The following is a 12,655-nucleotide window of genomic DNA, read 5'->3' as shown; positions in this document are numbered from 1 at the left end:
CCACGGGTTCACCCACCGGCCGACGCGGCACCCGCCGCGTCGGCCGGTGGGCCGTTGGGGCGCGGTGCGCGCGGGAAAACCCGATCGAGCACCCGCCCCGTTCGCGGTAACGTTCCTGGTGTCCCTGCCACCCATACCGGCAGGGCCACCGATCCCGTACCGGCGGGTCATCCGGATACACACATGTACGTGGGGACGCTGTCCTTCGACCTGCTCCTCGGCGACGTACGGTCGCTGAAGGAGAAGCGCTCCGTCGTCCGCCCCATCGTCGCCGAGCTCCAGCGCAAGTACGCGGTGAGCGCGGCCGAGGTGGATCACATGGACCTCCACCGCAGGGCCGTCATCGGCCTCGCGTTGGTGTCCGGCGACGCGGGGCACCTGAGCGAGGTACTCGACCGGTGCGAACGGCTGGTCGCCGCCCGCCCCGAGGTGGAGTTGCTGTCCGTCAGACGGCGCTTCCACGGCGAAGACGACTGACGACCCCAGAACGAACCGGACAGGAAAGAACGGGAGACGGACCAGTGGCCGACAACGCGCGGGCTAAAAGGCTGGCGGACCTCATCCGAGAGGTGGTGGCCCAGAAGCTGCAGCGCGGGATCAAGGACCCGCGGCTCGGCTCGCACGTCACCATCACGGACACCCGGGTCACGGGTGACCTCAGGGAGGCGACCGTCTTCTACACCGTGTACGGGGACGACGAGGAGCGCGCGGCGGCCGCCGCCGGGCTCGAGAGCGCCAAGGGCATCCTGCGCTCCGAGGTGGGCCGGGCCGCCGGCGTGAAGTTCACGCCGACCCTGACCTTCGTCATGGACGCCCTCCCGGACACCGCCCGCACCATCGAGGACCTCCTCGACAAGGCGCGCCAGTCCGACGCGAAGGTGCGCGAGGCCTCCGCCGGGGCGAAGTACGCCGGCGACGCCGACCCGTACCGCAAGCCGGACGAGGACGACGAGACGGACGACACCGCCGAATGACCCAGAAGCACACCACGCCCGACGGCCTCGTCATCGTCGACAAGCCGTCGGGCTTCACTTCGCACGACGTCGTCGCCAAGATGCGCGGCATCGCCAGGACGCGACGCGTCGGGCACGCCGGCACCCTCGACCCGATGGCGACGGGCGTCCTCGTCCTCGGCGTCGAGAAGGCCACCAAGCTCCTCGGCCACCTGGCGCTGACCGAGAAGGAGTACCTGGGCACCATCCGGCTCGGGCAGAACACCCTCACGGACGACGCCGAGGGGGAGATCACCTCCTCCACCGACGCCTCCCGGGTCACCCGGGACGCCATCGACGCCGGCATCGCCAAGCTGACCGGCGACATCATGCAGGTGCCGTCCAAGGTCAGCGCCATCAAGATCAACGGCGTGCGCTCGTACAAGCGGGCCAGGGAGGGCGAGGAGTTCGACATCCCGGCCCGGCCCGTCACGGTCTCGTCCTTCGGCGTGTACGACGTCCGCGACGCCGTCGCCGAGGACGGCACGCCCGTGCTCGACCTGGTCGTGTCGGTCGTCTGCTCCTCCGGCACCTACATCCGGGCCCTCGCCCGGGACCTGGGCGCCGACCTCGGCGTCGGCGGACACCTCACCGCCCTGCGCCGCACCCGCGTCGGCCCCTACAAGCTGGACGCGGCCCGCACCCTGGACCAGCTCCAGCAGGAGCTGACCGTGATGCCGGTCGCCGAGGCCGCCGCGGCCGCGTTCCCCCGCTGGGACGTCGACGCCCGGCGGGCCAAGCTGCTCACCAACGGCGTACGGCTGGACATGCCCGAGGAGTACGCGGGCTCCGGCCCCGTCGCCGTGTTCGACCCGGAGGGCCGCTTCCTCGCCCTCGTCGAGGAGCAGCGCGGCAAGGCCAAGAGCCTCGCCGTCTTCGGCTGACGAACCGCGGGGTGCCGTCCGCCCGTGGAGCGGCGACCACGGGGTACCTCCACTGCCGCCGCTCCACGGTCCCCCTCGGTTCCCCCACCCCTAGGGTGTATCCAGCCGCCCCGGTTCCTTCACCCGTCTGTGCGGGCGCTCGGAGTGAACCGGGGGAGCGGAAGGGGGCGCTTTCGCAGAGCGATCTGTCCCGCTGATCATCCCGCCCCTACTGTCGAACACAAGGGCACGGGTGTACGGCGGGGAGGCACGACGATGACGTCGCGGAACCGGTCCCGGGAGCCACGCGACAGCGCGGCAGGCTCCCAGGACCACCCCGGAACAGCGCGACAGACCACCGGAACGGCCGAGTACGGAGACCGGGCGACCCCCGGCGAGGCGCTCGTCCGCATCCACGACCTGGCCGGCCGGCCCCGCGGCACCGGCTTCCTGGCCGACCGGCACGGCACCCTCGTCACCAGCCACGAGGCCGTCGACGGACTGCCCCGGCTCGTCCTGTACGGCGCCGGGGACCGGAGCCGGGTCGTGACCGCCGAGGACGTCACCCCGCTGCCCGCGCTGGATCTCGCCCTCGTCCGCACCGAGGGGCTCGGTGTGCCGCCGCTGCCCGTCACCGTGCGGGGCGGCGCGGGGACCGGCGCCTATGTGCGGATCGCCGCCGGAGGCTGGCGCGAGGCGCGGGTGCTCGGCACGACCGACGTGACCTACGCGGCCACGGACCGCTTCCACAGCGTCGGGGGCGCGCTGGAGCTCGCGGTCGGCACGGCGGGGCGGGACGCGCTGCGCCTGGGCGGCGGAGCGGCCGGCGGCCCCGTGCTCGACGCGGAGACGGGTGCCGTCGTCGGCGTGCTCGGCACCGCGCTCAGCTCCGGCCACCGCGACGTCGGCTTCGCCGTACCGCTGCACGCCCGGCTGCCCGGCGCGGCGGGACCGCTCGCCGACCTGCTCGCCGAGAACGCGGCGACGGTGCCCGCCTACGGCGCCGACCTCAACCTGGCCGGGGTGCTGGAGCTGACCGGCACATCGGCCGGGCTGGACGGCCCGCCCGGCGGCACCGGCCTCCCCGAACCGGTCGAACGGGCGGCCGTGATCGCCGAGCTCGACGCCTTCACGGCCGGACCGGCGGCCGTACTCGGCCTCGTCGGGGCACCCGGCAGCGGCCGTACGACGGAACTCGCGGCGCTCGCCGCCCGCCGCGGCCGCAGCGGGCGGCCCACCCTCTGGCTGCGCGGCTGCGAACTGCGCGCCGAGGACACATCGGTGGCGGACGCGGCCCGCAGGTCACTGACCCGGGCCCTCCCCGTCGTGGCGGCCGCACGCGCCCCCTTTCCCGCCGACCCGGGCGACATCACCCCCGAGCGCCTCGCCCGCGTCGCCGGCTCCCTCGGCCGCCCCCTGCTGCTCGTCCTCGACGACCCCGAGGAGATGCCGCCGGCCCTGGCCCGCCGCCTGGCCGACTGGGCGGACGGGACAGTGCGGTGGCTGCGGGAGACGGGCGTGCGTCTGGTCGTGGCGTGCCGGACGGAGTACTGGGAGGAGGTGGCGGACCTCCTGGACCGGCCCCCGTGCGTGCGTCTCGGCGACCTCACCGAGGACGAGGCGCGTCAGGCCCGCCTGCGCCACGGCATCCCGGAGAGCGCCCTCGTCCCCGCCGAAGCCGGGCACCCCCTCACCCTCCGTCTGCTCGCCGAGGTCAGGGCCGCCCTCGCCGACGCCCCCGACACCCCGCCCGCCGCCACCACCGACCGGGACGGCGTCCTCTCCGCCTACCTGGACCTGATGTCCCTGCGCATCGCCCGCCGCCTGGCCGCCGGGAACGGCCTGCGCGGCACCGCCGTACGCCGACTGGCCGCCAAGGTCGCCGGGCAGGTGCACGAGGCCGCCCGGCGCAGCCTCGGCCCCGGCCCGGGGGACCTGGACCGGGAGACCTTCGAGGAGGTGTTCCCGTGGGGGCCCGCCCCGGCGCGGCTCGGCGGCGGCACCGGCTGGGCTTCGGCCGTCCTCGCCGAGGGCCTGCTCGTGCCCGCCGGACCCGGCTACCGCTTCGCCCACGAGGAACTCGCCGACTGGCTCCAGGGCATGCACCTCGACCTCGACGAGGCCCTGCACGCCCTCGTCCACCGCCGCGGGGGCCCGCAGCCCGACCCCGTCCCGCACCACCGCATCGGGCCCGTCGTCCAGGCCCTGCTGTGCCTCGCGCGCCAGCACGGCACGGAACGGCTGGCCGCCCGGCTCGCCGACCTGGTGCACGCCCTGGACGCCGACCCGCGGTCCTGGTGGGCCGCCCGGCTGCTCACCGGCACCCTGGCGGCCGTGCCCGACGCGACGCCGTACGGCGAGGTGCTGCGGCTGCTCGCCGACCGGATCGTGGCCTGGCGGCGGCTGGGGCAGCCGGTGCCCGAGGAGACGGGGCCCGCCTTCTGGACCGGGCTACGGCTGCCGGAGAGCGTGCGCTGCGCGCTCCTCAGGCGGCTGGTCCACGCCGACGGACCGCCGTGCGAGGCCGGCCCCCGTTTCCTGGACGCCGTCGCCGGTCTGCTCGCCGCCGACCCCACCGCCGTCCAGCCCCTGCTCGCCGACTGGTTCGACGACGAGCAGCCCCTGCCCGCCACCCCGCACGCGACCGTGGCCACGGCCGCGCAGGCGCTGCTGCACACCCACCGCCACACCGCCCTGGACGACCTGGCGGACGTGCTCGTCGACCGCGCGCACCGGCGGGCCCGGGAACTGCTGGCCGTGCTGGCCGAGGAGGAACCGTCGGCGCTGTGCCGGGCCGTCGACCGGTGGGCGCGCGACGAGCGGACGGCGCGCCGGCGCGCCGCGATGGAGCACGGACTGCGCGTCGCACCGCACGTGACCGCCGGAGGCGACCGCGCCCTCCTGCGCTACGCGGCCCTGACCCTGCTCGCCCGCCCCGCCGACCGCGCCCTGCACGGCGGTGCCCTCGCCCTCCTCGTCCAGGACCCGCACACCCGGGCCCGGTACCTGCCCCGGGCGCTGGAGCACTTCGCGGCGGGCGACCCGCAGCTCCCGCCGGACGCACTGGCCCGTGCCCTCCCGGTCTGCCCCGAGCCGGTCCTCGGCGCCTTCGCCGCGCGGCTGGAGCGGCCCGACCCGGAGGACGCCCTGCGGGCCCTCGCCGACGCCACCCCGCCCGACCTGGCCCGCCGGGTCGCCGCGCTGCTGCGGGATGCGGCGGAGCGACGCCCGGAAATCGCCGGGCAGACGGCCACCTACGTGGACCAGCGGCTCGACCGGGGCCCCGCCGCCCGGGCCGTGCTCCTGCCCCTGGTCACCGGCCTGCTGGAGGGCGGCCCGGTCCGGCTGCGGTGTGCCCTCGCCACCGTCCTCACCTCACCCGGCATCCCCGCCTCCCGCCCGCTGCGCCGCGACCTGCGCGACGCGCTCCTGGCCCGCGAGCAGGACACCGACGTCCTGGACGCGCTGCTGCACGCCGCCGCCCGGAACGGCGGCGACGACCTGCGCGACCTCGTCCGCCGCATCGGCCTGCTCCTCTCCCGCACCCCGGAGGGCGCGCGCCGCTTCGACCGCGCCCTGATCGACATCGGCAGGCACGTGCCCGGCTTCGCCGCCCGCGTGGCCGGCTGGCTGGCCGACGCGCCGGGGGAGTGGGCGGCGCTGGTCGGGCCGAGCTGCCACCGGACGATCGAGAACCTGGCGGGCGTACGCGTCCCCGCCTGACCGGCGCGGGGTGCCGTGCGCCCGGTCACAGCCCCCATGCCGATGCGGGCGGCGGGGACCCGGCATGGCACCCTTAGACCTGCGCACGAGGCAACACGGACAACCGACCGGACATGGGTTCGACGAGCTTTCGACAAGGAGCAGGCACAGTGCAGCGCTGGCGTGGCTTGGAGGACATCCCCCAGGACTGGGGGCGCAGCGTCGTCACCATCGGCTCCTACGACGGAGTCCACCGCGGACACCAGCTGATCATCCGGCATGCCGTGGACCGCGCGCGGAAGCTGGGCGTGCCCGCCGTCGTCGTCACCTTCGACCCGCACCCCAGCGAAGTCGTCCGCCCCGGCAGCCACCCGCCGCTGCTCGCCCCGCACCACCGCCGCGCCGAACTCATGGCGGACCTCGGCGTGGACGCGGTCCTCATCCTCCCCTTCACGACCGAGTTCTCGAAGCTGTCCCCGGCCGACTTCGTCGCCAAGGTGCTCGTCGACAAGCTGCACGCCAAGGTGGTCGTCGAGGGCCCCAACTTCCGCTTCGGTCACAAGGCCGCGGGCAACGTGGAGTTCCTCGCCACGCAGGGCAAGACCTACGACTTCGAAGTCGAGGTCGTCGACCTGTACGTGACCGGCGAGGCGGGCGGCGGCGAGCCGTTCTCCTCCACCCTGACCCGGCGTCTGGTCGCCGAGGGCGACGTCGAGGGCGCCGCGGAGATCCTGGGCCGGCCGCACCGGGTGGAGGGCGTCGTCGTCCGGGGCGCCCAGCGCGGGCGTGAACTGGGCTTCCCGACCGCCAACGTGGAGACGCTGCCGCACACGGCCGTCCCGGCCGACGGTGTGTACGCCGGGTGGCTGCACGCCCAGGGGGAGGCGATGCCGGCGGCGATCTCCGTCGGCACGAACCCGCAGTTCGAGGGGACCGAGCGGACGGTCGAGGCGTATGCCATCGACCGGGTCGGGCTGGATCTTTACGGGCTGCATGTCGCGGTCGACTTCCTGGCGTTCGTGCGGGGGCAGGCGAAGTTCGACACGCTCGAGGCTCTCATGGAGCAGATGTCCGAGGACGTCAAGAAGTGCGGGGCGCTGGTGGAGGCGGCAGAGCGGTCTGCCTAGTTCCGCCGTACGCCGTCCGCGGGCGGTGTGTGGCCGCTCGCGCAGTTCCCCGCGCCCCTAGGGGAGCTGCGAAACCGCCCAGTGACAAGCGACCTGTGACTCCCCGTCCCCGCTCAGCACCGCCACGTCCTGGCCCCTGCACGCGTCCGCCACGCCCGCCCGCTCCGCCTCGCCGCTCGCCAGGACCTGGCAGCGGGCGTGGAAGCGGCAGCCGGACGGCACGCGTGACGGGTCCGGGGGCTCGCCGGTGAGCACGACCGGGTCGCCCGGGGCCTCCGGCAGGACCGACAGCAGGGCCTGGGTGTAGGGATGCCGCGGTGCCGTGAGCACCTGCTCCACCGCCCCCGTCTCCACGATCCGGCCCAGGTACATCACGGCGACCCGGTCCGCGATGTTCCACGCCAGACCCAGGTCGTGGGTGACGACCAGCGCGGACAGGCCGAGGTCGGTGCGCAGCCGGAGCAGCAGGGCGAGGATCTCGCCGCGCACGGAGGCGTCGAGGGACGCCACCGGCTCGTCGGCGACGAGGAGTTCGGGTTCCAGGACGAGTGCGCCCGCGATGACGACCCGCTGGCGCTGTCCGCCGGACAGCTCGTGCGGGTAACGCAGGAAGAAGCGCTCCGGGGGGCGCAGGCCGGCCCGGGACAGCGCCTCGGCGACCGCCGTGCGCTCGTCGCCTGTGAAGCCGTGGATGCGCAGGCCCTCGGCGACCGCGTCGTACACCGTGTGCCGGGGGTTGAGCGAGCCGCTCGGGTCCTGGAGGACCAGCTGGACGCGCTTGCGGTAGGCCTTGAGGGAGCGGCCCGAGTAGTCCAGGGGGTGGCCGTCGAAGGTGACCCGGCCCGCGGTCGGCTCGACCAGGCCCAGCAGGCTGCGCGCCAGAGTCGTCTTGCCGCAGCCGGACTCGCCGACGAGGGCGACGATCTCGCCGGGCCGGATGTCGAGGTCGACGCCGTCCACCGCGCGGGCCGGGGGGCCGCCGTGCCGGCCGGGGAAGGTGACGTGCAGGCCCTGGGCGCTCAGCAGGGGTGCCGTGGTGACGTCGGGGGCCGTGGGGGAGAGGGTCATGGCGTGGTGGGCCTCGCTTCCTCCAGCGTTTCCGGATCCTGAGGCCCCGTGTGAGGCTCGTCCGGCGGCGGCCCGACCAGGACGCACGCCGCCCGCCGCCCCGGCCCCGCCTCCCGGAGCGCCGGGTCCTGCTCGGCGCACGACTCCAGTGCCACCGGGCACCGCGGATGGAACGTGCAGCCGGACGGCAGCGCGGCCGGGTCGGGCGGGTCGCCCGCGAGCCCCTGCGGCGCGAACCGGGAGGCCGGGTCGCCGATGCGCGGGAACGCGGCCGACAGGGCCCGGGCGTACGGGTGCCGGGCGTCCTCGTACACCTGGGCCGCCGGGCCCTCCTCGACCACCCGGCCCGCGTACATCACCGCCAGCCGGTCGCAGGTGTCGGCGAGGACCGCCAGGTCGTGGCTGATCATGATCAGGCCGAGGTCCTGGTCCGCGACCAGCTGCTCGATGAGCCGCAGGATCTGTGCCTGGATCATCACATCGAGCGCGGTGGTCGGCTCGTCCGCGATGATCAGCCGCGGGTCGCAGGCCAGCGCCATGGCGATCATGACGCGCTGGCGCTGCCCGCCGGACAGCTCGTGCGGGTAGGCGTCGGCGCGGGCCGCGGGCAGGCCGACCTGCTCCAGCAGCTCGCCGGTCTTCTTCTTGGCGCCCGCCTGGGTCGCCTTCCCGTGCAGCAGGATCGGCTCGGCGATCTGGTCGCCGATGCGGTGCACGGCGTTCAGCGAGTGCATCGCGCCCTGGAAGACGACCGAGGCCCCGGCCCAGCGCACCGCCCGCACCCGGCCCCACTTCATGGTCAGCACGTCCTCGCCGTCGAGCAGGACCTCCCCGCTGATACGGGTCCCGGACGGCAGCAGCCGCAGCAGGGCCAGGGCCAGCGTGGACTTGCCGCAGCCGGACTCCCCGGCCAGGCCGAGCTTGCGCCCCGCGTCCAGGCGCAGGTCCACCCCACGCACGGCGGCGGCCCCGCCCGGATACGTCACGGTCAGGTTCCTGACGTCGAGCAGACTCAACGCGACACCCCCAGCCTGGGGTTGAGGACAGCCTCCACGGCCCGTCCGCACAGCGTGAACGCCAGCGCCACCACGGCGATGGCGATGCCCGGCGGCACCAGGTACCACCAGTCCCCGGCACTGACCGCGCCCGCCTCCCGCGCGTCCTGGAGCAGCCCGCCCCACGAGACGACCGTCGGATCCCCGAGGCCGAGGAAGGCGAGCGTCGCCTCGGCGAGGATGGCCGAGGAGATGATCAGGGTCGTCTGGGCCAGCACCAACGGCATCACGTTCGGCAGGACGTGCCGGGACATGATGTGCCAGTGGCCGCCGCCGAGCGCCCTCGCCCGCTCGATGTAAGGCCGGGTCTCCACGGCGAGGGTCTGCGCGCGCACCAGGCGGGCCGTGGTCGGCCAGGTGGTGACGCCGATCGCGATGACGGTCGTGGTCAGCGAGCGGGACATCACGGTCGCCAGGGCGATCGCCAGCACCAGGGTCGGCATGACCAGGAACCAGTCGGTCACGCGCATCATCACCGTCGCGTACCAGCCCTTGAAGTGCCCGGCCGTGACCCCGATCAGCGTGCCGATCGCCACCGACAGCACGGCCGCGAGCAGCCCGACCAGCAGCGACACCCGCGAGCCCCAGATCACCAGACCCAGCAGGTCCCGCCCGAACTGGTCGGTGCCGAGCGGGAACTCGGCGCTCGGGCTCTGCATCGGACGCCCCGGCGCGTCGGTCACGCTGCTCACGTCCGAGCCGACGAACAGGGGTGCGAACAGCGCCAGCAGCGCGCACAGGGCGAGCACGGCCAGTCCGTACAGCCCCGCCCGCTCCGCGCGGTACTGCCGCCAGAAGCGGGCGACGGAGGCCCGGCGGCGCTGCCGGGCGAGGGCGCGCGGGCCGGTGCCCGTGCCGGTCGACGTCGTCATCGGGCCACCCGGGGGTCCAGCAGCGGATAGACCAGGTCGGCGAGTGTGTTCATCAGGATCACCGCGGCGGCGAACACGAAGAACAGGCCCTGCACCAGCGGCAGGTCGGGCACGCTCAGCGCCTGGTAGAACAGCCCGCCCAGGCCCGGCCAGGAGAACACCGTCTCCACCAGGATCACGCCCGCCACCGTCCGGCCGAGGTTGATGCAGATCAGCGTCACGGTCGGCAGCAGCGCGTTCGGCACGGCGTGCCGGCGGCGCACGAGGTCGTCGCGCAGCCCCTTGGCCCGCGCGGTCGTCAGATAGTCGCTGCCCATCTCGTCCAGCAGCGCCGACCGCGTGACCAGCAACGTCTGCCCGTACTCCACCGCCACCAGCGTCACCACCGGCAGCACCAGGTGGTGCGCGACGTCGAGGACGTAGGCGAAGCCCTCCTCGCCGCCCGACTCCATGCCGCCGGTCGGAAACAGGCCCGGCAGCGGGCCGATGCCCACCGACAACACGATGATCAGCAGCAGCCCGAGCCAGAAGGACGGGACGGAGTACAGGGTCAGCGCCAGGCCGGTGTTGACCCGGTCGCCGAGCCCGCCGCGCCGCCAGGCCGAGCGCGTGCCCAGGAAGATGCCGAGCGCGGTGTACAGGACGAAGGCCGTGCCGGTGAGCAGCAGGGTGTTCGGCAGCGCCTCCGTGATCTTGTCGACCACGGGCGCGCGGAACTGGTACGACGTCCCGAAGTCACCCGTGAGGGCCTTGCCGCAGTAGTCGGTGAACTGCCGCCACAACGGCAGGTCGAGCCCGAACTCCTCACGGTAGGCGGCCAGCTGTTCGGCCGAGACCTGGCGGCCGCCGGTCATGGTCTTCACCGGGTCGCCGGGGATCAGCCGGAAGAGGAAGAAACTGGTCACGAGGACGGCCAGCAGCGACACGGCCGCACCGGCCACCTTGCCGGCCAGGTACCGCGGGTACGCGGAGCGCTCGCGTACCCGTGGCCCGGCGGCCGTCTGCCTGTCCTCGACCAGCGCGGGGGTCGCGTCAGCGGTCATGGGTGTCCGTTCGCCGCTCTACTCGCGGTCCTCGGCGGTGGCCCGCCGCCGCATCGCCGCGAAGACGCCGAGACCGCCGAGGATCACGACACCCGCGACGATCCCGACCACGACCCCCGTCGAGGACGCGTTGTCCGACGAGCCGCCCGCGTCCGCCGGCACCGCCGACCACCAGCTCCAGTAGCCGTCCTGGCCGTAGATGTTGCCCGCCTTCGCCGGCATCGTCGTGATCGACTTGATCTGGTCCGTCCGGTACGCCTCGACCGCGTTCGGGTACGCCATGACGTTCATGTACCCGAGGTCGTACAGCCGCGACTCCATCTGCTTGACGATGTCCGCCCGTTTGGCGGGGTCGTACTCGGCGAGCTGCCGGGCGTAGAGCTCGTCGTACTGCTTGTCGCAGATGAAGTTGTCCGTCGCGCCCGTGTCCTTGGGGGTCGCCGGGAGCGCCCCGCAGGTGTGGATGGACAGCACGAAGTCAGGGTCGGGGTTCACGGACCACCCGTCGAACGCCAGGTCGTACTTGCCGGCGAGCCACGGGTCGGTCACGTTGTCCAGGCATTCGAGGCGGACGCCGATGCCGAGGTCGCCCCACCACTCCTGGAGGTACTTGCCGACCGCCTTGTCGTTCGGGTCGGTGGCGTGGCACAGGACGCGGTAGGTGATGGGCTTGCCGTCCTTGCCGACGCGCTTGCCGTCGCCGTTCTTCCGGTACCCCGCCCGGTCGAGCAGCTCAGCGGCCTTCGCCGGGTCGTAGGCCAGCTTCTGGCTCGCGGACGGCTTCCAGAAGTACTGCGAGAAGCGCGGCGGGATGTAGCCCTCGCCCTCGACGGCGTGGCCCCGGAACACCTTGTCGATGATGGCCTCGCGGTCCACGGCCATGAACAGCGCGTGGCGCACCCTCCGGTCCAGCAGGGAGGGGTGGCCGTCGCCGAACTTCTCGCCGTTCTTCGCCTTCGCGCCCGGGTTGGTGGCGAGGGCGTAGAAGCGGCGGCCGGGGGCGTCGTTGACCTTGACGTTCTCCGTACCCTCCAGGGACTCCGCCTGAGCGGGCGTCAGCGACGGCGACCCGGCGACGAAGGAGACCTCGCCCTTGCGCAGGGCCGAGACGGCGGCGTCCTGGTCCTTGTAGTAGCGGAAGACCAGCTCGTCGAACTTGGGTGCACCGCGCCAGAAGCTCTCGTTGGCCTTGAGGCGGACGTAGCTGTCGGGCTTGTAGCCGGTCAGCACGAACGGCCCGTTGCCGACGACCGGGAAGCTCTTGTCGTTGTTGAACTCCGAGAAGTCCGAGACCTTCTCCCACACGTGCTTCGGCACGATCGGCACGTCGAGCGCGGTCATCGTGGCCTGCGGCTTCTTCAGCTCGATGACCAGTCGGGTCGGGCTCGGCGCCGTGACCTTCCTGAAGTTCCCGACGTAGCTGCCGTTCGCCGTGGCCGCGCCGGAGTCGGTCATCATCTTGTTGAACGTCCACGCCGCGTCCTCGGCGGTGGCCTGCTCACCGTCCGACCACTTCGAGTTCGAGCGGATCGTGTACGTCCAGGTCAGCTTGTCCGGCGACGACTCCCACTTGGTGGCCAGGCCCGGGATGGCGTGGTTGTCCTTGGGGTCGTAGTTCGTCAGGTACTCGTACATGAGCCGGTGGATGCTCGTGCTGAGCAGCCGCACCGCCAGGAACGGGCTGAGCGAGTCCACGCTCTGCGCCACCGCGACGGTCAGCACCTTCTTGCCGTCGTCGGCCGCCCGGGCCTGCCGGGGCGCCGGGTCGAGCGGGGTGGCGAGCCCGGCCGTGAGGGTGAGGGCGGCCGCCCCGGCCGCGGCGACGAGCCGGAGGCCGCGCGGGAGGCTGCGTGTCTGATCGTTCGTGCCCATGGGCGGACCTCGCGTCATCGCTCGGACGGGAAGGACGGGTTGATCAGCTGTCAGTGGATGC

General features: G+C 73.6%; 10 protein-coding genes. 5 read left to right on the top strand and 5 right to left on the bottom strand.

Going from position 1 to position 12,655, the window contains the following annotated elements:
* The first annotated feature begins 183 nt into the window (after window positions 1–183).
* The 5 genes from ACSUPV_RS10860 (at window position 184) to ACSUPV_RS10840 (ending at window position 6,684) form a co-directional block, all read left to right on the top strand.
* The gene (locus ACSUPV_RS10860; RefSeq protein WP_010042759.1) at window positions 184–477 is read left to right on the top strand and encodes a DUF503 domain-containing protein; all 294 of its coding nucleotides are present in this window, start codon (window positions 184–186) and stop codon (window positions 475–477) included.
* Between the two features lie 44 nt (window positions 478–521).
* The gene (gene rbfA / locus ACSUPV_RS10855; protein WP_031118381.1) at window positions 522–974 is read left to right on the top strand and encodes a 30S ribosome-binding factor RbfA; all 453 of its coding nucleotides are present in this window, start codon (window positions 522–524) and stop codon (window positions 972–974) included.
* A complete protein-coding gene (gene truB / locus ACSUPV_RS10850) occupies window positions 971–1,876 on the top strand; it encodes a tRNA pseudouridine(55) synthase TruB (RefSeq protein WP_031118380.1) in 906 nt (301 codons plus the stop codon). Before rbfA ends, truB begins: the two co-directional genes overlap by 4 nt.
* A 255-nt stretch (window positions 1,877–2,131) precedes the next feature.
* Window positions 2,132–5,578 (top strand): trypsin-like peptidase domain-containing protein, encoded by a 3,447-nt coding sequence (locus ACSUPV_RS10845; RefSeq protein ID WP_436947391.1) that lies wholly within the window; start codon window positions 2,132–2,134, stop codon window positions 5,576–5,578.
* A gap of 149 nt (window positions 5,579–5,727) precedes the next feature.
* The gene (locus ACSUPV_RS10840) at window positions 5,728–6,684 is read left to right on the top strand and encodes a bifunctional riboflavin kinase/FAD synthetase (protein ID WP_031118376.1); all 957 of its coding nucleotides are present in this window, start codon (window positions 5,728–5,730) and stop codon (window positions 6,682–6,684) included.
* 57 nt (window positions 6,685–6,741) lie between these two features.
* Here the strand turns inward: ACSUPV_RS10840 and ACSUPV_RS10835 are convergent, their stop codons facing one another.
* The 5 genes from ACSUPV_RS10835 to ACSUPV_RS10815 are packed head-to-tail and all read right to left on the bottom strand — an operon-like array spanning window position 6,742 to window position 12,594.
* Window positions 6,742–7,752, bottom strand: a complete 1,011-nt coding sequence (locus tag ACSUPV_RS10835) for an ABC transporter ATP-binding protein (protein WP_031118375.1) — start codon at window positions 7,750–7,752, stop codon at window positions 6,742–6,744.
* The gene (locus ACSUPV_RS10830) at window positions 7,749–8,768 is read right to left on the bottom strand and encodes an ABC transporter ATP-binding protein (RefSeq protein WP_031118374.1); all 1,020 of its coding nucleotides are present in this window, start codon (window positions 8,766–8,768) and stop codon (window positions 7,749–7,751) included. Before ACSUPV_RS10830 ends, ACSUPV_RS10835 begins: the two co-directional genes overlap by 4 nt.
* The gene (locus ACSUPV_RS10825) at window positions 8,765–9,679 is read right to left on the bottom strand and encodes an ABC transporter permease (protein ID WP_359792595.1); all 915 of its coding nucleotides are present in this window, start codon (window positions 9,677–9,679) and stop codon (window positions 8,765–8,767) included. Before ACSUPV_RS10825 ends, ACSUPV_RS10830 begins: the two co-directional genes overlap by 4 nt.
* Window positions 9,676–10,722: an ABC transporter permease gene (locus ACSUPV_RS10820; RefSeq protein ID WP_436947390.1), complete on the bottom strand. Its 1,047-nt coding sequence runs from the start codon at window positions 10,720–10,722 to the stop codon at window positions 9,676–9,678. Before ACSUPV_RS10820 ends, ACSUPV_RS10825 begins: the two co-directional genes overlap by 4 nt.
* 18 nt (window positions 10,723–10,740) lie before the next feature.
* The gene (locus tag ACSUPV_RS10815) at window positions 10,741–12,594 is read right to left on the bottom strand and encodes an ABC transporter substrate-binding protein (RefSeq protein ID WP_436947389.1); all 1,854 of its coding nucleotides are present in this window, start codon (window positions 12,592–12,594) and stop codon (window positions 10,741–10,743) included.
* Window positions 12,595–12,655: the final 61 nt, after the last annotated feature.

Origin of the sequence: Streptomyces sp. SudanB52_2052 (genome assembly GCF_964272415.1) — a bacterium.
Lineage (GTDB): Bacteria > Actinomycetota > Actinomycetes > Streptomycetales > Streptomycetaceae > Streptomyces > Streptomyces olindensis.
The sequence above is the reverse complement of the archived record's forward strand: the minus strand, read 5'-3'. Positions and strand labels throughout refer to the sequence as shown.